Raw genomic sequence first — 21,130 nt, forward strand, 5'->3', positions numbered from 1 at the left:
ACCATGAAATATAAGCAACTCGGTGTTTTCCTACAATATAAGACTTATTACAAAATTAAGCCCCAATATCACAATTTTTATTTCATTTCATATTTTATTAGAAATAATCTTTAAAAGATAATAAAGTATTAATTCAATGAATTTAGAACACAAAAATGAAGGGATAAACAATGAAAAAAAATTTTTTAACCGTATTGATTGCTGGATTTTTGATGATTGGCTGTGATGACAAACCAACTGAAAACAAAACGCAACAACCAACAGCAGCTTCAGAAGTTAAATCTTCTAAGTCTAAAACTACTGAAGATGTTTCACGGCAATTTGCACTGAAAGCACGTAAAGGTAACATATGGCTAGATGTTTTTAATGCTAATGTCTCCCAAGCTGCAGATAAATTAAGAGGGAATGGACATGGCAGGATGACTTCTTCTCTTTATCATCTTGATAGCAGTGTTGAGGGTTTTTTAAGAGGTATCAGTGATAAAAACGGTAAAATTGATGTCAATTATGTGAAAAAAAATCCAACGAAACTTTTTATCGGTTATCACCCAGGACCAAAAGAGCTTGATGAATATAAACAATTGATTACTGAGTTATTAGCATTTAAACCAGAGTTACCCGAACTTGATGCCGCAGGCAAAGCATTAAGTGATAAATATATTGAAATAGGATTAGCTTATGATCAGATAGCTAAATATTATTTAGATAATGAGTATAAATTGGATGACTTTGCCAAATTACCTGAACTGTTAAATAATTTGAACACGCTTTATAACCAATATATTGAAGCAAAAAGTGTGGCTTTAGCGGCTTATGGTAAATTATACAAAGAAATCCATGCATTTCAAAAATCAGAGATAAAAAACAAAGGGTTAACACTTAACTACAATTGCATGGAAATCATGGATTTATCTGAAGATGTTATCGATTTAATCAATGAAAGCTTTAACGAAGACAACCAGTTTAAAAATCTCGATAAATCAGCCCTTGAACAAAAAATTCAACAAATAGAATCCATAGCCAATGAATTAATGACGAATAAAGGCAAAAATAAATTGATTAAACAACAAGGTTTAAACGATATGTATTATGACGGTTTTGTTGATCGTTTACCTGGATTGATTAATCAAATGAAAGTAGTTTTAAAAAATTTACAGACCAATACTGTAGAAAGAGAAGTTGATTCTTTGAATGGGGAACTTAAAAGTGTAATTAATGGCTATAATCAAGTAATCAATTAAAAATAGATAAACATCGTTTCATTGCTAACATTTTAGTCATTATTAATGACAATAAATAGTGGTATAAATAAAAGCGGTGTAAATATTACATCGCTTTTTTTTTTTAACTTTATAGCAAATGAGTAGGACAAGTAATTAACAGTAATTATCAAAATACTACTGTTTAGTCAAACCTAGATTCATTTGTTTACATCAACAACAAAACGCCCTTTTATTTGCCCTGCTATCATTTTATTTGCCACCTCAACACAATCATTTAGTGTGATTGTATTACTAATATGAGATAACACTTTTTCATCCAGATTGTGTGCCAATAAATTCCATGCTGCCACACGTTTATCATAATTTGCCATCACACTATCCACCCCAGCTAACGAAACACCTCTTAAAATAAACGGCGCAACCGTTGCTGGTAAGTCCATGCCTTGAGCAAGACCACAACACGCCACAATTCCGCCATATTGAGTTTGGGCACAAGCATTTGCTAAAGTGTGCGAACCAACCGCATCGACAACAGCTGACCACAGTTCTTTTTGTAATGGTTTACCCGTTTCTTTTAAGGTTTGACCATCAATAATATTAACTGCGCCAAGTTGTCGTAAATAATGATCTTCTTCAATTTTACTCGTTGATGCGGTGACTTGATAACCAAGTTTAGTAAGTAATGCAACGGCAATTGAGCCAACTCCACCACTAGCACCTGTTACCAAAACCATACCATCTTGTGGTTTTACACCTAAATCAACAATACGTTGGACACAAAGGCCTGCTGTATAACCTGCCGTACCAATTGCCATTGCTTGATAATCTGTAAGTTTGTTGGGCAAGGGTATTAGCCAATCAGATTTTAAATAAGCATATTGTGACAAACATCCCCAATGAGTCTCGCCACACCCCCACCCATTTAATATAACTATATCGCCTTTTTGATAGCAACCACTACGACACTCTAGCACAATACCAACACCATCAATACCTGGTACCATTGGCCACTGTCTAACAACAGGACTTTTATTAGTTAAAGCTAGCGCATCTTTATAGTTAATACTTGAATAGGTTATTTGGATTAAGGTATCACCTTCTTGCGCTAATAACTGCTGTTTACTAATACTCTTTAAGGAGCATGAAAACCCCGTTTTTTCTTCTTTCGATAAAACAATGGCATTAAATGGCATAGTGTCTCCTCATCACATATAGTATCGGAACATCTAAATAATATAATAATCCACTTAAATATTAGATGTTTTTTTAATAATAAAGAGTCATTCGAGAAAAAGCAATGTGATATGTTTGGTTGTGAGGGATAAATAAAAACTGAGCTGATAATAACAAATTACCATGCTCAGTTATAAATCAGAGTTACCAATTAAATAGGCTTGAATACTTAATTTTTAGTCGTATTATTTTTCTTCTTCTGCGCGGCTGATGAAACCGCACCAATAAACACAACATCACTTGATGAGTTCAATGCGGTTTCAACCGAATCTTGAATAACGCCAATTGCAATTCCAATGCCAATCACTTTGGCTGAAATTTCGTTAGGTATACCAAACATACTACATGCGACAGGAATAAGCAGTAACGATCCACCCGCAATCCCTGATGCCCCACAAGCACATACTGAAGTTACAATACAAAGTAATACCGCAGAATAGATATCAACATGTATACCAGCACTAGCTGGCATTGAGTTGACGGTGGCTAGAGTTAAAACTGTTATAGTAACGGCTGCACCTGACATATTAATTGCAGCACCTAGCGGTACAGCAACCGAATAAGTATCTTCATCCATTTTATATTTTTTACAGATCTCCATATTAACGGGAATATTTGCTGCTGAACTTCGGGTAAAGAAGGCTGGGATCGCACTCTCTTTTAAAGAGGTAAATACTAATGGATAAGGGTTTTTGTGCATAACTAAATAAGCTAATAATGGATTAATCACCAATGCAACAAACAGCATACAAGAAACTAACACAACCAATAGATGTGCATATTTCAGTAATTCACCAAAACCCGTTTCAGCTAGCGTTGAGGCAACTAATCCAAATACCCCTAAAGGAGCAAAGCGGATAATAATTCTTACAATAAAAGAAATAGCATAAGACAGATCATTCATCATTGTTTTAGTACTTTGGCTAGAGTGTCTTAATGCCAAACCGATACCAACACCCCAAATGATAAGACCAATATAGTTTGCATTAATTAGTGCATTTATCGGATTGTCGATCATTTTTTCTAATAAGGTTTTTAAAACAGCAGCAATACCACTAGGCGGTGTAAGTTCAAGGTTATTTAACGTATCACCAAATGAAATCTGTGATGGGAATAAAAAACTAGCAATGGTTGCTAATAATGCGGCTAACATCATTCCAACAAAATAAAGAGCAATTAATGGTCTCATATTGGCTTGTTTGCCATGTTGATGATTTGATATTGATGCAATTACCAAAATGAGTACTAGTATAGGAGCAACTGATTTTAAAGCATTAATAAATAGCCCACCTATAAGTGACATCGCTAATGCGGTATCTTTCGACACCGCAGCGAGAATAATACCAAATATTAAGCCCAACAAAATCTGCGGTATCAGCCCTATTTTAAAATAAAAACGCACCAAAGGATGTGAAGAATGAGTCATAATATTCCTTTCTTATTAAAATAAAGTTAAAACAATAACATAATTCAACATTGTGTTTATAGAAAATAAACATCATTATAATGTTTTTTTATATATCACTTTACATGATGATTAAATTTAATTATTTATTGCTTTTATATTAGACCTATTTTAAGTGTTCTAATCATTTCCCAAAAATAACCATCTTACTTAAGTAATTCAAGTAGTTGTTTTGCTTTGTTTACTGCTACTGATTTTGCTTTTGCTTGGGCAATATCCGCTAAGCCTTGCCATTGAGAATCAGGTTCAGTTAGATAACTGCGCCTAGTTGCCTCTTTCAAATAAGGGGCATAGGTTAATGACATATCTAAAATCCGATTAATCCAAGCAGGTATTTTTTCACCTTGTTTTACTAGATTTCCAACAAACTTAATGCATTCAATTAATACTGGACAAAATATTGGCAATAAACTTGGCTTTTTTTCTAGTAATCGAATTAATTTAGCGGGGCTTAAATCAGGATAATCGAGAAACAAGATAATAGCTTTGCGCATGGTATCTGCATCAATGATTCCTTTTTTAACATTTTTTTCAAAAATAAAATTTGCTTTATAAGTATCACTGTCTTGAGCCAACAATCCGATAATCACTGTCACTAACGATTTTGAAAAAATCAGATTATCTGTGTTTAAAAAAATCAAATTATATTTACTTGATAATGGTCCATCGTTATTTTCTTGCCAATTACGTGTTTTTTCAACAACAAGTAACTGTTTGTTAATACACCAATGTAACCAAACTCTTGATTGAAAATTAGGTATAACTTGTTGATCTTTTGATAATGGAGGGTAAGCTTCGCATTGGAATTCGTATTCTAAATCATAATACCAATCATTTTTTACTATGTGGAAAACTTGATTAGACACATTGGGTAGTTTTAAAGTAAACATTAGTGATTTAGCCAATGCTTTAGAAAATCGTGATGATTGATCTATTACAGGCTTACTAATAGTAATTGAAACATTATCTTCAGGCACAACTTTAGCCTTTTGCGGTTTTGACCATACTTGGTCAAAATCATCAGGAGCTCGCATCAATACGTCTTGTTTTAAAGGGGCGATTTTAGGTAGTTTTTCAACTATGGCTTTTGCTTTCTTAATCGCATTAGCACTACCTTCTTTACTGGCTAACATTCTGATGCCAAGTAATTGCAATTGATTGGCATCGGCTATGCCTTGATCGACAGCATATTTAACTTCTGGTAAAAACTCAGCTATCGCATCAACAGTTTCAAGCGTGCCAGATAACAGTCTTGGTGCTTTACATGATGCGATGATTAATTGATCCAAAATAGGCCAAACCACCGAAAGAATACCTTGTTTTGCAATATCGGTTAATACTGACACCAAACTAGCTATACGACAAGGAACCTGACTAAATCGCTCCAGTAACAAAATATCCGCCACACCTGGAATAAGCAAACCTCTTTGCCATGCATCGTTTACTGCTTGAGCCATATTGCTAGCCACATAAGGCGAATTAGCGCGTTGCATAGCTAACAATGCCATTGCAGAACGTGAATCAAAAGGAGAACGCCTGTTAACAATTTGCTGGAACTCAAAACCTTGATGGTAATATGTTGCCCAATCAATATCTGACGGTATTGCACTATCGTTCCATAACGGGAAAATAGCAAGAATTTTTGTAAACCCGTTATTTCCAATACGTTTAGGAAAATAATTTAATGATTGTGGTAAAGACAGTACGTCTTCAATATAAGTATTTAACGCTAATTTAGGTTCGATTACTGGATCATCCAGATACTGTAATACTAAAGAGCCTGCATCAATTGGCATTTTTTGTCCTGATTGCAAAACGACTGCAACATTTAACTTCTTGAGTTTTTCTATCGTTGATGATGTTTGTGTCGAAACATCAAGACGAGTCAAGGCTAAAAACAGATCCGCCTCTAATGCATCAATTTTCAACTGTTGATAAATCGCTAATCGTTGACTAAGATCATCCACTGTTATTGAAAGATCACTCATGCTTGGTGTCGACAGTAAACAAGGTATTTTGCCTAAATTTTTACAAACAATATAATCGCGTGCTGTTAATAAATCAGACAAATATTTATGATACGGAATCTCTTCGCCTTTACGCCAATAAAATAGAAAACCAAGAAGCTGATCAACCCGTAATTTTATACCCGCTAAACTCGCTTTTGCTGCTTGAGGATCGTGATAAGCAATAATATTAGCTACAGCTAAAAATCTTTCCGTCACACTATCATGACCAGATATGTTTCTTTTTACTAATTCAGAGGCTAACTCAGTTAATACATCAGGGGAAATAGGCTCTAATTCAAAAGGCGGCAATTGCCAAAGTGGCGGTGTTGGTTGCCAAAGTTGTTGTAATTCGGAGGAATTAGATTGTACGGTATGATCATCAAGATGCCACTGTGTAATTAGCTTGCTAGTTAAAGCCACAATTGATTCATCAGTTTGGTCAAGTAATAGGTTTAACAAAGGCATAAACAAATCAGTATTTTGGGGCGCTTTGCGATTTAGGGCTATCTTTAACACTAATTTTTTGACCGATTTTATTTTAGATGATAAACATGCCGTCATCACTTCGATTAATAATTCATCATCAACAAAGGGAATTAAAACAGGTGCTAATCGATTAATTATTGCAGATTCACCCATGGCTAGTAATGGAATTAAAGCAGGTACTCGCTGGCACAATTCAGCATCGGTAATACCTAAATCATAAAGTGTATCTAACCATACTTTACGATCTATAGGACGAATAGCGATATCTAAAGCTAAAAAAAGTAACTCTTTTGCTTGCTCTCGGTCAAGCCAACCTAATGTTACCCCCAAGCAAAACACCTCGATAAATGACCGTGTAGCAGGTGTATTTATCGCTATAGCAATATGAATATGTTCGATAAATCGACGCTGACATTGAGCTATATTTGGAGGAATTTTATCGTAAAAAGGGTTGACAACATCTGCATCATGAGTAGCAACTGAAAAATGCTTTACAACATCATCACCACGCATAGCAACCGCCGCATACAACGTCCAACCGCCGATATAATTCTGATTTTTAGGAATAACCAAATTTAAACGATCAACCAACTGAACAGCAAGATCTGTTGGTGCAGATGCTTGTTGCACAAAATTTTGTGCGTAATTTTCACCTCGTTCAATAATAACCGGCAATAACAAAGATGAATAAGTATAATGAGCAAGTTTTAACGCTCGGCTCACTGATACCCCAATCCGAATGGCGTACAAAGCTAAATATGCTTTATTACACTTAACATAATCTTGCCATTGAAAAGCGTTACCAACTTTGACATAGTCACCCCATTTGCCATTTTTTAATCCTAAAAGTGCAATCTTTTGCTGCTCTTTGCTACCTAGCGGTTGTTGTAAAATATTGTCAGCTGTGACATTGTTCCAATTCAAAGAAGTAAAAATCGCTTCGGCTTTCGCTAAGTTAGCATTCATAAATATTTTCCTTAATTTGTACTGCTAAAATATGTTTACATGGTCCTTTTTTGAGTTGATGATTCAGATACCATGAGCAAGTACATTGTGATGTCATTTTACTATTCTGCCTAACAAAACGGACACGATAGTCTTCGTTATTCGAGTGAACCATCCATGTGTTTTCATCAACCCGATCAATACATTCAATCAATTTATAGGCCGATTTTAAACGCGGATTATCTTTGATAAGTCGATTAGGATCTTCAGGCAATTGACGATGAAAATAGCCATTTTGGTGTACATCAAAACCCAATTTACCTGAAACAGCCAGATACGCCAGCGAACTATTAATGTGCTGAGTATCTAACCCTGTTTTTATCGCTAGCTGAGTCAGATCAATTAGTGAATCAAATTGTAAAATAGATTGAATAAGTTGAGCATTTTGTAATTGCTGTTTTGGTGCAAGCAACTCAAGTAATGCGCCTTCGCCAGAATAACCTTGCCATGGCTGTGCAGTTAAGCTCAAAGTAAGCCTTGCACCGTCGAGTTCAACTTCAACCATGCAGGGTCCTTGTTCGCCACTTGCTAGCTGATAAAAAGTTAAACGCTTAACATTGGTCGTTAATCGCTTAAGTGCACTTAACCGATGTAACCCAGAAATATACACACTATCGAGACCGCCTTGAGCCATCAATTTAATACCAGTATTAGATGGCATTAGCCAGCTTGATTGATGTTTACTAGTCACAGTTGGCAATCCTGCAATAAAGGTTTGTGCTTGTATTCCCGTTACCGTAAAAACAGCGACCATTTTGGTATGAATTTCAGCTACATTACCAAGTGCTCGAATCCACCTATCTGGCATTGCAACAGGGCGCTCAATAATGGCCTTTATTCCAATTACATCTTCATCTTGTTTTTGGATATGGCGCATAGCCAAACCTTGATTACCAATATTAAGATGAAGTTTATCTTTATAATTAACCTGAGTTAGCGCTTGCCTTAAGCTAATACCAATATCTACATTGGTTGTGCCTCGTAATATTTGTCCATCAAACCCTTGTTGTAACAAATCTAAACGAGCATAAACACTATTGCAGGCAGAAAAAACCTCTGCTCTTAATTGATTCCCTTGTGCAGATAAAATAGGATCACGAAAAGCTACTGGCACCGGTTTAAAATATCGGGTCGCAGTAATATCAGCCAAAACCAGTAAAGATCTAGCAAGAATTTGTGGGTAAAGTGCATAACCAGCAAAAAATTGAGGGTTGTCAATAATTCCATCTGGTGTTAAGGCTGGTGATAACGCTAAGGCTAATGCGCCATTAGTGAGTTTTGATTGCTGAGAAAACTTCAATATAAATCATCCTAACACATTAAAAATAGACAAAACATCATGCTAATGAGTATAAAATAAGCAAAATATATTGTCTATATTTGATGTTTTTTTGCTATTTTGATGAAAAACATTCTTGTTTTATCAGCGTTATCTAAATGATTTCTGCAACAGGTGATCCTGCGTTAACATAATTGCCTTCTTTGAGTATTTGTTTTAGCACACCATTTCGATGTGCAATAACTTGAACTTCCATTTTCATGGCTTCCATAATAGCAATGACATCGCCTGCGTTTACGCTTTGATTATCATTGATCACCCATTTAAAAAGACTACCCGACACAGGTGACTGGACAATCAATTCAGATAATTCTTCTTTCACGCTTGAGGATGTATCTAAATTAGCTTCCGTTTGCAAGGATAACCCTGCAAGAAGTTGTGCAGGTAAACCGAGTTTACAACGTTTACCGTCAATCTCAATAAATGTGCGTGTCAACGCTGCTTCTTTTTGTGGTATTTGCCTTTTGGCTGGTGCTATTGTTGTAGTAAATTCAGTTTCAATCCAACGTGTATGTAATTTAAAATCATCACAAAAATCAGAATGTTCAATAACCGCACGAGCAAATGGCAACACACTAGCTACCCCTTCAATAGAAAACTCAGCCAAAGCACGGCGAGCTCTAGCAATGGCATGTTGTCGATTATTACCAACAATAATCAATTTTGCCATAAGGGAATCAAACGTTGCTGGAATTGTTGAACCAGCCATCACCCCACTGTCTATGCGTACACCAGGACCAGTTGGTACATCAAAACGTGTAATAGTACCAGCTACAGGTAAAAAACCGTTAGCTGTGTCTTCAGCATTGATACGAAATTCAATGGCATGAGCTCTAGGTGCAGGTGTTTCATCTATACTCAGAGGTAAACCTTGGGCAATACGCAGTTGCTCAATAACAAGATCGACTCCTGTAGTTTCTTCTGTTACTGGGTGTTCAACTTGTAATCTCGTATTAACTTCTAAAAAAGATAACTTACCATCTTGGCTAAGTAAAAACTCAACTGTCCCTACGCCTACATAATTTGCTTTAGCGCAAATATCAATCGAAGATTGAATAATTTGCTGTTCTAATTGATCTGTTATAAAAGGTGCAGGAGACTCTTCAATTAATTTTTGATTACGTCGTTGTAATGAACAGTCACGTGTACCAACGACAACAATATTACCTAATGTATCAGCAATAACTTGTGCTTCAACATGCCGAGGATTATGCAAAAATTGTTCAATAAAACACTCACCTCGCCCAAAAGCAGTTGTAGCTTCACGAACTGCGGAATGATAAAGTTCTTCTACTTCGTCCATTTGCCAGGCTACTTTTAAACCTCGACCACCGCCACCAAATGCGGCTTTAATAGCAATTGGTAAACCATGGGCATGCGCAAACTCAATAACCTCTTTGGCATCTTTTACAGGCTCTTTTGTACCAACAACCAAAGGAGCTCCCACTTGCAACGCAAGCTGTCTTGCTTTGACTTTATCACCCAATATTTCAATCGTTTCAGGGTTAGGGCCTACCCAAATTAAGTCTGCATCTTGTACTGCTCTAGCAAATTCAACACGTTCAGATAAAAAACCATAACCTGGATGAACCATGGTGGCTCCTGATTTTTTAGCTATTGCGATAATTTTATCAATATCTAAATATGTATCGCTAGGTACATTGCCTGTTAATCCATAAGCTTCATCAGCCATTTGTACATGAAGTGCCTCAATATCAGCATCGGCATAAATTGCAACAGATAACAAGCCTATATCACGGCAAGCGCGAATAATACGTACAGCAATTTCACCTCGATTAGCTATCAATACTTTATGTGTTATATTTTTATTATTTTCAGACATGATCAACATCACTCCCTTCAAATTCTTTAAACATCCCTATAGGATTAAACTTTATTTTAGCATTGACTGGAATTTGACCTGCTAAATCTAAATGATAATTACATACTGCGCCAATAACAGGATAACCTCCTGTTAAAGGGTGATCATTCAAAAATAATACAGGTTGTCCATTAGCTGGTATTTGTATTGCTCCAATACAGGTACCTTCACTAGGTAATTCTTGTTGTTTTTCACGAATTAACGGTTCCTTGCCAGATAAACGCAAGCCAATACGGTTAGAAGCTGGAGTAACCGACCACAACTGTGAAGTAAGAAGCGCTATCGATTGCTGAGTAAACCAATCGGTACGTGGTCCAAGCACAATATCTAACACTACTATATCATCACTAGTTGGGTAATTAATCATAGGAGTTTCTGATAATGATACTGGATTTAACGTTTTTGCTTGCTTAATCGCCAACATTTGACCCGATTTTAGTGGTAAGGGCCCAACTTGTGCAAGCGTATCATAAGCACAACTAGTTAAAATTGGCGATACTTGAAAACCACCACGCACCGCTAAATAACTACGAACGCCACATTTTACATTACCTAAACGGATAATATCACCTGCTTCTAATTGAATTGGCCGATACATGGGCGAAGTATATGTTTCGCCTTGGGCGGTGGTAATGGTGATATCACATACCGCCCCTGTTACCGCAACTAACATGGAGCGGTTTATTTGTGCACTAAAGCCGCCTTGAGTAATTTCTAACGCTGGTTCATTAATTGAGTTACCTAACACGCGGTTGGCACTGTGTAATGCGTTTTTATCCATCGCTCCCGATTCAGAAATGCCTAACGCCGCCTGCCCAATTCGGCCATTGTCTTGAAACAATGTTTGCAATCCAGTCGTTAATACTGTTATATCTTGTTGCTCAACAAGATCATCTTGTTTTTTAGCTGCTGATAAATGAGCAGGTAAATGATAAGTTGTTTTCGATTGGCTCACATCAATAAAATTAACCCGAGTACCCGGTTTGAACAGCGCTGGCTCATCACGATAAATATCCCAAACTGCCGTATCTGTAATGCCAATCAATTGCCAACCACCAGGGCTTGCTTGTGGGTAAACACTACTAAATTCCCCTGCTAAAGCAACCGATCCTGCTGGAATGCGGACTCGTGGCGAACTTCGACGTGGCACATTAAGCTGAGCCGTTTTAGATACCATATAAGCAAATCCAGGAGCAAAGCCACAAAAAGCCACTTGATACTCGTTATCAGTGTGCCTTGCAATGACTTCGGCAACCGTTATGCCAAGATAGTCTGCCACTTGAGGTAAATCTTCACCATTATAGCGAACAGGTATTGTTACCTGTTCGCCTGATTGCATAACGCTTGCCGAAATATCTAATTGAGCAATCTGCTCAGCAAGTATATTAGCATTGGTTACAATGGGGTTATAACGGATTAATAGGGTTCGTGCCGCTGGAATTATTTCATTGATATGCCAATCAGCAATAACACCTTGAAGCACATCAGTAAGCGCCATGGTTTGCTCAAGGCTGTTTAATTCTACGATAAACGCATCGATATTAACGGGTAAAAATCGCATTAAGTACCTCGAAATATGATCAACATCCAATCACTAACAATACATATTTTACATTGTTTTGTCATATTAAAGGCCAAGTTTATAGCCCTCTGGGTAAAGTGTTGTCTAATCATATTTTTATTTTTTATTAATTTAATTAATTTTTTTCAAAATATTAACTAATTTAGTTATTATTACTTTTGGTAAACGAGGCAATATGAATGCCATTTTGTTGTAGTTTTTGTCGTACTTTTTGTGCCATGCCTAAAGCACCTGCACTATCGCCATGGACACAAATTGATCCTGCCTCAATACGCACAAATTTCCCTTCGATAGACATCACGCCACCATCATTAACCAATTGCAACATGCGTTCGGCAACTAAATCAGGATCATGCAATACCGCTCCAACCTCTTTACGAGAAACTAAAGTACCATCAGCATGATAAGCTCTATCAGCAAAAGCCTCAGCAACTACGTTTAAACCCTTTTCTTTAGCCCATTCAATCAGTTTTGAGCCAGCAAGCGCAACCAAAATAAGCGTGGGATCAACAAGACAAAGCGCATCAATCACCGCCATTGCTTGACGTTTATCGTGTGCAATAGTGTTATATAATGCGCCATGTGGTTTAACGTAACTCACTTTGGTACCGATTGATGTGGCTAATCCTTTAAGTGCGCCAATTTGATAAATCACATCAGCGGTTAACTCATCAGTTGCTATATCCATATTACGACGACCAAATCCCACTAAATCAGGGTAACCAACATGAGCACCCACTTGGACATTATTGGCTTTAGCGGCATTCAACGTTTTTAAAATGCCAGCAGGCGAACCTGCATGAAATCCACAAGCAATATTCGCACTGCTAACAACATTTAGCATTGCTTCATCATTACCCATTTGCCATTGACCAAAGCTCTCGCCAAGGTCACTATTTAAATCAATACATTTGGTGATTATCATATTGCCCTTCTATTTTAGATAGTTAAAAATAGTCGCGACCGACATTATGCCCATATACCAAGTAATTGCGCACACAACTAAACCTGACAACAATAACCATCTTGGATAATGATACCCAGACATAAGATCAGCACGTCTCCAGCCAATATAAACAAAAATAGTTAACCCAAGCGGTAAAACTAAACCATTAAAACCACCAGCAAAGACTAATAATGATACTGGTGCAGTCCCCATAATTAAATAAATTGCAAGCGAAACAACAATAAAAATAATGGTAGCAAACTGACGTTGTCTGTCTGTAATAGTACGTTTAAACGGAGTAATAAACGTCATTGAAGTATAAGCTGCCCCAATAACACTAGTGATGGCTGCTGCCCATAAAATCAAACCAAAAAGGCGCAATCCAAACTCTCCCAAAGCCGCTTGAAATGCTTGCGATGCAGGGTTAGCAGCATAACTTGAAATATCAATTGTCACACCACTTGCCACGACACCTAAAATCGCTAAAAATAAAATGTAACGCATTAAACCAACAACGACAATTCCTTTTGTGGCTGCGCCTGAAACATAATCAATATGCTCTACACCAACCATACCTTTATCAAGTAAACGGTGAGCGCCTGCGTAAGAAATATAACCGCCAACTGTCCCACCAACTATGGTCGTAATTGAAGCAAAATCAACATGGCTTGGAAGCACTGTCTCTTTTAAAGCTTGACCAATCGGTGGATGCGATGCGAACACCACAAACAGTGTCAAAAAAATCATCAACAAACCAAAACCAATCATCAAACGATCTATAAAATGACTCGCTTTACGGGAAGAAAATATGTAAACCGCTAAAAGTGCACTAATTGCCCCTCCCCATTTAGGATCAAGGCCAACCAATGCATTTAAACCTAAACCTGCACCAGCTATATTACCAATATTAAATACTAATCCACCAAATATAATTAACACCGCTAGCAAATAACCACTAAATGGAATGGTTGCATTAGCTATATCTGAAGAGTTCATTTTGGTTAATGCTACAATTCGCCAAATATTTTGCTGAACAACAAAATCGATAATAATAGAGGCTAAAATACCAAATCCAAAAGCAGTACCAAGCGTAACGGTGAAGGTAGCGGTTTGAGTAATGAAGCCTGGGCCAATTGCTGATGTTGCCATTAAAAAAATAGCACTGATTAATGAAGCACGCCGATTTTTAACAAAAGCAACAGTACTACTGCTATGATTTTCCATACGGATGTTTCCTCTAAATATTTATAATTACAAATCTATCCAAAGTTATTTATAAGCAATAACTATGCCATAACTTAAACAAAGTTTGATAAATGTTAGTTAATATAATTACTGTTTTTTGAGCAAAAAACTAATTAAAAATAATTATAATGATTCATCATTAAAAAGTAATAAACTTATAATACTCTAATACAGACCTGATATGCACCAAAATGGTATACATACATATTCTTAAAATAAGGGGATAAACTTTTTATTAAAAGTGACTAAAACATAATAATTTTTATATAGCTATGTGTAAGAGTATTTCAAATATTTTTTAAGGAATAACAGTTATTAAGTGTTTGCTGGTTAAAAAAGAGTTTCCCACCCGCTTATTGAGGATGGGAAACATTGATATTTATTATAAAAATGCGATTATATTTAAGATGTTAACTACAAGTTAGTTATTACAGTATAACCTCAAATAAGGTTATTGATGTTAAAAAATAGCTACCACTAATGGCAAGCCCATAAGGCAATGTAACAGAATTTTTTTTGAAGGATCTGTATATTATTGCAATAATTGCCATTGGTAACCCCAAAAAGGTAATAACGACTAAGAAAAACGGCACACTGTTTATTGGAATAGAAATCAAAAGAATAGTAATTAATTTTATATCTCCAGCACCAACAAGTCGACAATAAAACATGAATAGACCACAAATTAAAAATATAGCTGATGCAATATAATCTAGATGCCCTTTGCCAAGGGCAAAATTCAAAATAACTAAAATGAATATTATTATAACAATTTTATTTGAGATAGTTCGATATTTTAAATCCGTATAACATGAAAATAACAAACATGCCCAAATAGCTAAAATAATAATATCATTAATTAATTCTTGGCTAATCATTAGTATCCTTGTCCTGGAACAAAATCTTTACCATAGACTTTTTTCATCTCGTCTGTAACAAATTCTAATTCTTTGCCTGGCCAAGTAACAGGAAGTGATATGTTACCAAATTTATAGTGATTATTCCATCCTACCCCAAAAGCTCTCCCTTCATCATTCCAATAAACTATATGCTCTTTACCACCATCAACTTTGGTCAAATTGCCAACAATTTCTCTTTTCATAGCCTTATACCCATACATTATTTGCCAAAGGCTAGCTTTTTCCTCAAAAGCAGGAAGCGTTACCCCCCATGTATATATTTCATTCTCATTAGTGACAGCAACACATCCTCCATATCGGCAATAAAGCGTATTAACATCATCCATAACAAGTTGAGGGATAGGGACGCTCAAATCAAACCTTACCTTATAGCGTTTTCCTTCTACATCGTCAAGATACAATTCAGGTTCGTATAGGGTATTTCCCAAATAACCAAATCCAATACCGAGATGATTAGCAGCTCCCATAGCATACACCTCACCTTCCGAAGTTAAAAAAGCAGTGTAACGGTTTCCTCCTGTAATAGTTACTATATCTTCACCACTAATACCTGGCGGCAGGCTAGTAATTTGTATAGGATAGGTTCGAAGGTCATGCCCCCATCCCCCTCCTAGAAGCTTTTGGTGACCATATTGTTCATTTTCTTCATCTCCCCATGCAAAGATTTCACCACGATCGTTTATAGCCCAGGCAGATTCATAACCCGCCCCAATCAATACAATTGGACTATCGTGAAAATATGATTGAGGAATACGATGAACTTCAGTTGGAATAGTACCCGTCTTGCCATTTGCCATTTGCCCCCAAAATGAAGTTCCCCAAGCATAAACCTCTCCACTTCGAGTTAGAGCAAAAGAAGTATATTCTCCACAATTAATCATAACAACATCTTTACCTTCCAAAACTAAACTAGGAGTTAGAAGAAACCAAGGCGTAGTCGCATAACCTCCTGCTTCATGAACACCATTTTGCCCCCACCCCCAGACATTACCTTGATCATCAAGTGCAATCAAATGATGAATTCCTGAAGCTACTTGCGTAATATAAACACCTTTATCGACAAGAACACTAGCCCTAGCGGGTGGAGCGTTGGCATTAACAAATTCTCCATTACCTTGCATACCGTTATTTCTATAGCCCCAGACCCAAACCTCGCCATTTTCTATCGTAACAACTGTATCAACAGAGTTAGCCGCAGTCGGAACTCTTATTGTTGATTTTTTTGTTAACGCAACAGCATCCGTTCTTTCGTTTGCAAATAATGAAAAGCATAAACATGATGCAAATAATACCATTAACTTAATTAGTTTCATTTAGAGTAACCTCTATTTCATTATTGATTAGATTCGTCTTTGTTAACAAAATTACCCGTCTCTGTCTGAATAATTTTTATCATAGTATCAAATAAACTCTGATAATCTCGAGCCTCGTGTAAATATTCTCTATTGCCATTCATACATTTAGTAAACCATTTTCCATACACTTGTGTATATTGTTCATCGGTTGTTAAATTGACTGCATTAGGATCGAGTTTTATATAGTGAATCGTCGCCGTATTAGCTGCTCTTTCAATATAGCCGTTATTTTTATTAGTTGCTGAAGTTAATCCAGCCGTTATTGCTTGGCAAACACCTTCATCCAAAAAATTATCTCTGAGAATATCTGCTCCAGCATCATCTTTACCATCTGTAATAATAATCATCATTTTATTATTAGCAGAGCCATTTGCCATTACAGGAACTGTCCTTAACAAGGCTGTTATAGTGTCTGTTCCTCCGCCAGGTTGCCAATTCCCATTCTGGATATAATTTAGTAAATCCGAATTATGATTTCCATTTTTACTAAAAGGGACTAAATGAGGGACAGCTTTAAATGTTCCTATATGCTTTGATGCTTCTAAAAACCTTCGATGGTTAGTCGGTAAATTAATCACCTTTTCGCTCATTATGTTATTACTATATAAAGGCGATTGGCACATTCCAAAAAATGGCGAAAAATCACTAACAGTAGGCGAAATAGGTCGATTAAATGTTATTGTATTGCTTTTTATACCACTGAACAATGCATCAATTGTACCTTGTACATCAACTGTTCTAGTGTTAGCAAATGAATAATGTACATCAGAATATTTTCCCGAAAACATGTAATCATATAGTTGAACAACTTTACCATATTGGCTTTCAATAATTTTCCTATTTTCAGGACGCAATGGATAATCAGGACTATTTTCACCGCAAGCATACCTTGCTTTTCCCATATTAAGCGTTTCAGATTGATGTCTATTACGGCACAATCCATCGTGCACTAAGGCACTATCATTATTTAATCCTTTCGCTGGTCCAATTATTTGTGAATAATAACGATAATTAAAATAATCCAAATAATAAGTAACCGAGTTTTCATATTTACCTAAATAGTCATAATCTAAATAGCTCTCACTCATCCCTCCGCTTTCCTTTAAATTACTCCATCTAGCATACGCAATGTTTTTATTTGCCCAAAAGTTATAATCAACTTTATCATAGGGGCTTTTCAATTTGTACATAACTGAACAACCATAGCTATCACCACCAGCTAGGTTTTTAGTGTCTTGCTGAACTGGCACACCAATATCATAAGGAACTAATGCAAATTTAATCTCTGAATGTCCTTGAAAATTATTAATAATATTAGCTATTGCTTGTTTCATATATTGAAGACGTTGCTGATCACTATTTCCATTTTGAGGAGAGTAGTCATTACAACCTGTATCGCCATATTGGCATGTTGCTGAACCTGAAAAATCACTAATAAAAGCAATATCAAATGAGTCATATCTATCAAATTTCTTTGTATTACCATAACTTTCAGTTTTATTGCTAACAATCATAGATTGATTTAACTCACCAACTTTTCCTTTGTCTTTACTACTTGTTAAGGAATCAACTTTCTGTTTATAGGCAATACTATATACCTTTGTGTTTTTATTATATTCTATATTAATAGAGGCATCGGCATCTTCTACTAAATCATCACTAATTTTTTGATAAACAAAATAATTAATATAGTTCAATGCCATTTTGCGATTTTGTTCAATTGCTGTCTTATCAGCATTTTCATTGTTTAATGCGATAATCGCCAACGAAGCTTCGTTAGTCGCTTCTGAGATCCTTGCACGGTCGCGCATTGTTTGAGTATGATTTATTGAAACTAACATACAAATTAGCATTGCAGGAAACATCAAGGCGAAACTTATAGCAGCACTCCCTGAAGAACACTTAAAAAAAGATTTCTTATGATTAATTTGTTTATGTCTGTTATGGCTCATATAATACTCTCAAAAGTGTGTTGATTACCGATAATAAATTGGGCAATTTCCATCAGAGCTTGAAATATCATTACAACGTGATAACACTACAATATTGCTACATAAATTTGGTAAAGTATCAGTAGCTTTTCTGCTTGAATTAAACCATTTTAAATAAAGGCTTTCTTCGTTAACTATACACATACTAACTCGATATAAGGGAATCCAACGCCCTGCTAACCCTGTTGTGGGATCAGCAGCACGTTCAACATACGGAACAAGTTTGGAATAGTCAGTAAGTGAGTTATTTGAATTATCAGTCATACTGGGTAACGAATTAAAATAGTCCCCAATACCACCATCATTACATACACCAGAGGAGCAAGAACTAGCGCTTAGATTAACAAGTTGCGCATGAGCCAAGCTTTTGGGGTTAGCAACATCTTGAAAAATAAATAAACTATCGACTTTTAAAGTAACATTACGTCCATTTAGTAATGAACTTGCTAGGCGGCTGAGTTCTTCCACTTGAGTACCATCAAATAACTCATGAGAATTAAAACAGAAGTTAGAATCAGCACATAATGCAGCCACCTCTTGAACTGTCGAGCCATTTATAACTGGATAAATTGCTGATCTTTCACGAAAAATAGAAGCTACAGTATAATTTGCCCGCTCTAATCTATTTTGTAACATGATACTACTGTAAGTATCATAGATAATAAATACTAAAAGTGAAAACAAACAAAAACATGCTGCAAACTCTATTGAAATTATACCGTCTTTATTACGAAAAAAATTATCAGAATATCTCATTTGCTATTTCATTCCTTTAATTATCAATTATTTTAATAAAACTCACGGTAAACAATAGTCTTCTTTTCCAGAGAGCTGTCAAGTATACGACCAAACAGCTTGGAGAATATAGCATTGTAGTCATACTTCAATTCAAATAATAGTATTGGAGCATCGCTAACTGGAGTATTTAGGCAATTATTATTAATTGCCTCATCAATTTTTTTACAGTATTTCACAGTTATTTCAAATTTTTGTGGATCTGCTATATAAGGCCATGAAGGCACTTCAGAATTAATCAACTCCTGCAACTGTTGATTATAGTCTGCATTTTGAGAAATCGCCGTTTTTCTAGTTATTTCTGTAGTCACCAGATCTAAAGCCGAACCAATAATCATAATTCGACTAAATTCTAGTACAAATAAAAATAGAACAATTAAATAAGGAAAAACAATTGCAAACTCTATCGAAACACTTGCATTTTTTTGACCAAAGAATAATTTCCAATATTTAAACATAATTTTTGCTCTACTCTATTATATTAACGATTAATCTTTCTTTTTCTTTAATATTGAAAAAGACATCTTTTGTTTATTTTTTTTAACTTTTTTATTACCAATAATAGCCGCAGCCATTTCATTTATTTCACTGCTAGTATGTGCTTTTTTAAATTTATCTAATCTTGGAATAAATTTGCGTGTAAAATCGATATTTCTACCTAAGAATTCTTCAATATCCTCATTTTGCAAAGCATTTTTTTTATCATAAGGAAGGTTTTCATTTAAACAAACCAAAAAACGTTTATTTAATAAATCCGTATTTTGTGTACTAATACGTGCGATTTCCTCCAAAATTCTCTTAGCAACTTTGATTGAAAAGGGATCTCTATTTATTACAATAAACACAATGTTTGAAAGCTTTATGATTTCATCAAAATGCTTAAACGAAGATTGCAATCCCATATTTTGATCAATAACAGTAATATTGAATTGACCTGAATTTAGATCATCATATTTCCAAGCCTTATCAGCAAGTTCAACTTTTACTCGTAAAGACATTTCAATATCAACAATTGAACCATCTTGAGGAATTGGTGTTTCAAATAAAAAATCTGCATTAGGGCTTGTAGTTGCACCTTGGATATAAAGAAGCGGATAATTTGTTAACGAACTGATTTTTTTTAGTGTATGAACTGCTAATGATGATGTGCCAATTCCACCTTTACAACCTAAAAATGTAATAACGCTACCTACTCTTTGGCTAGAACCAGGTGGAGTAATACTCCTTGAGTGTAAGATATCAGGAATTTTCTCTAATTGAGTATTCTCTAATAAAAAATGAATTCCTTTTTTTAATAAAAATTCAGAAAACTGGATTGAATCATGGCTACCAATAAGTATTGTTGATGCTTGAATTGGAAAAAAACGATTAACATTTTCAGATAATAGCTCAGCATCACCTTCATCTTTAATATCTAAAATAATAGCATCATATTTATTCCAACGTGGGTCCTCTTTTAATTCAGATAATTCTAATGAGAAGATCTCCATGGCTAACACATTGTAAAGGAAAAGCACCGAACGAATATTTTCAATCAATTCAGGTCTTTTGCTTAAAATAGCGATCTGAAAACCAGAAATGCGTCCAACCACAAATTCTTGTGATGGTTCTTTTGATATATCTTTATCTTTTTTATTACCAAATAATTGCATAA

At 35.5% G+C, this 21,130-nt stretch carries 15 protein-coding genes; 1 reads left to right on the top strand and 14 read right to left on the bottom strand.

Annotation, left to right across the window (positions count from 1 at the left end; translation table 11 throughout):
• Window positions 1-170: 170 nt before the first annotated feature.
• Entirely contained in the window at window positions 171-1,241 is a 1,071-nt protein-coding gene (locus ACGH6S_RS05355; protein WP_065590829.1) for a DUF3829 domain-containing protein, read from the top strand.
• A 179-nt stretch (window positions 1,242-1,420) separates the two neighbouring features.
• Here ACGH6S_RS05355 and ACGH6S_RS05360 read toward each other — a convergent pair whose 3' ends face one another.
• The 14 genes from ACGH6S_RS05360 to ACGH6S_RS05425 form a co-directional block, all read right to left on the bottom strand.
• A complete protein-coding gene (locus ACGH6S_RS05360; RefSeq protein WP_174799030.1) occupies window positions 1,421-2,416 on the bottom strand; it encodes an MDR family oxidoreductase in 996 nt (331 codons plus the stop codon).
• 209 nt (window positions 2,417-2,625) lie between these two features.
• The gene (gene sstT, locus ACGH6S_RS05365; protein ID WP_034915289.1) at window positions 2,626-3,882 is read right to left on the bottom strand and encodes a serine/threonine transporter SstT; all 1,257 of its coding nucleotides are present in this window, start codon (window positions 3,880-3,882) and stop codon (window positions 2,626-2,628) included.
• A 185-nt stretch (window positions 3,883-4,067) separates the two neighbouring features.
• Window positions 4,068-7,382, bottom strand: coding sequence for a hypothetical protein (locus ACGH6S_RS05370; protein WP_411578447.1), 3,315 nt, complete (start codon window positions 7,380-7,382; stop codon window positions 4,068-4,070).
• Window positions 7,372-8,721, bottom strand: coding sequence for an SWIM zinc finger family protein (locus ACGH6S_RS05375; RefSeq protein ID WP_411578446.1), 1,350 nt, complete (start codon window positions 8,719-8,721; stop codon window positions 7,372-7,374). The genes ACGH6S_RS05370 and ACGH6S_RS05375 overlap by 11 nt, the downstream gene beginning before the upstream one ends.
• Before the next feature lie 133 nt (window positions 8,722-8,854).
• Window positions 8,855-10,603, bottom strand: coding sequence for an acetyl/propionyl/methylcrotonyl-CoA carboxylase subunit alpha (locus tag ACGH6S_RS05380; RefSeq protein ID WP_411578445.1), 1,749 nt, complete (start codon window positions 10,601-10,603; stop codon window positions 8,855-8,857).
• Window positions 10,596-12,203 carry an urea amidolyase family protein gene (locus tag ACGH6S_RS05385; RefSeq protein ID WP_296302736.1) on the bottom strand — a complete coding sequence of 536 codons (1,608 nt, stop codon included), beginning with the start codon at window positions 12,201-12,203 and terminating at the stop codon, window positions 10,596-10,598. Before ACGH6S_RS05385 ends, ACGH6S_RS05380 begins: the two co-directional genes overlap by 8 nt.
• Before the next feature lie 163 nt (window positions 12,204-12,366).
• Window positions 12,367-13,143: a LamB/YcsF family protein gene (locus tag ACGH6S_RS05390; RefSeq protein WP_411578458.1), complete on the bottom strand. Its 777-nt coding sequence runs from the start codon at window positions 13,141-13,143 to the stop codon at window positions 12,367-12,369.
• 15 nt (window positions 13,144-13,158) lie between these two features.
• Window positions 13,159-14,394: an NRAMP family divalent metal transporter gene (locus ACGH6S_RS05395; protein WP_296301270.1), complete on the bottom strand. Its 1,236-nt coding sequence runs from the start codon at window positions 14,392-14,394 to the stop codon at window positions 13,159-13,161.
• Window positions 14,395-14,843: 449 nt separating this feature from the next.
• The gene (locus ACGH6S_RS05400) at window positions 14,844-15,293 is read right to left on the bottom strand and encodes a prepilin peptidase (RefSeq protein ID WP_174799024.1); all 450 of its coding nucleotides are present in this window, start codon (window positions 15,291-15,293) and stop codon (window positions 14,844-14,846) included.
• Window positions 15,293-16,648, bottom strand: coding sequence for an RCC1 domain-containing protein (locus tag ACGH6S_RS05405; RefSeq protein ID WP_411578444.1), 1,356 nt, complete (start codon window positions 16,646-16,648; stop codon window positions 15,293-15,295). Before ACGH6S_RS05405 ends, ACGH6S_RS05400 begins: the two co-directional genes overlap by 1 nt.
• 20 nt (window positions 16,649-16,668) lie before the next feature.
• Window positions 16,669-18,531 carry a hypothetical protein gene (locus tag ACGH6S_RS05410; protein ID WP_411578443.1) on the bottom strand — a complete coding sequence of 621 codons (1,863 nt, stop codon included), beginning with the start codon at window positions 18,529-18,531 and terminating at the stop codon, window positions 16,669-16,671.
• Window positions 18,532-18,666: 135 nt separating this feature from the next.
• Window positions 18,667-19,437 (bottom strand): tight adherence pilus pseudopilin TadF, encoded by a 771-nt coding sequence (tadF, locus tag ACGH6S_RS05415; protein ID WP_174799021.1) that lies wholly within the window; start codon window positions 19,435-19,437, stop codon window positions 18,667-18,669.
• A gap of 32 nt (window positions 19,438-19,469) precedes the next feature.
• The gene (locus ACGH6S_RS05420) at window positions 19,470-19,934 is read right to left on the bottom strand and encodes a TadE/TadG family type IV pilus assembly protein (RefSeq protein WP_174799020.1); all 465 of its coding nucleotides are present in this window, start codon (window positions 19,932-19,934) and stop codon (window positions 19,470-19,472) included.
• Window positions 19,935-19,964: 30 nt separating this feature from the next.
• Window positions 19,965-21,128 carry a hypothetical protein gene (locus ACGH6S_RS05425; protein WP_174799019.1) on the bottom strand — a complete coding sequence of 388 codons (1,164 nt, stop codon included), beginning with the start codon at window positions 21,126-21,128 and terminating at the stop codon, window positions 19,965-19,967.
• Window positions 21,129-21,130: the final 2 nt, after the last annotated feature.

Source organism: Gilliamella sp. BG3, assembly GCF_046635605.1.
In the GTDB taxonomy this organism is placed as follows: domain Bacteria; phylum Pseudomonadota; class Gammaproteobacteria; order Enterobacterales; family Orbaceae; genus Gilliamella; species Gilliamella bombi.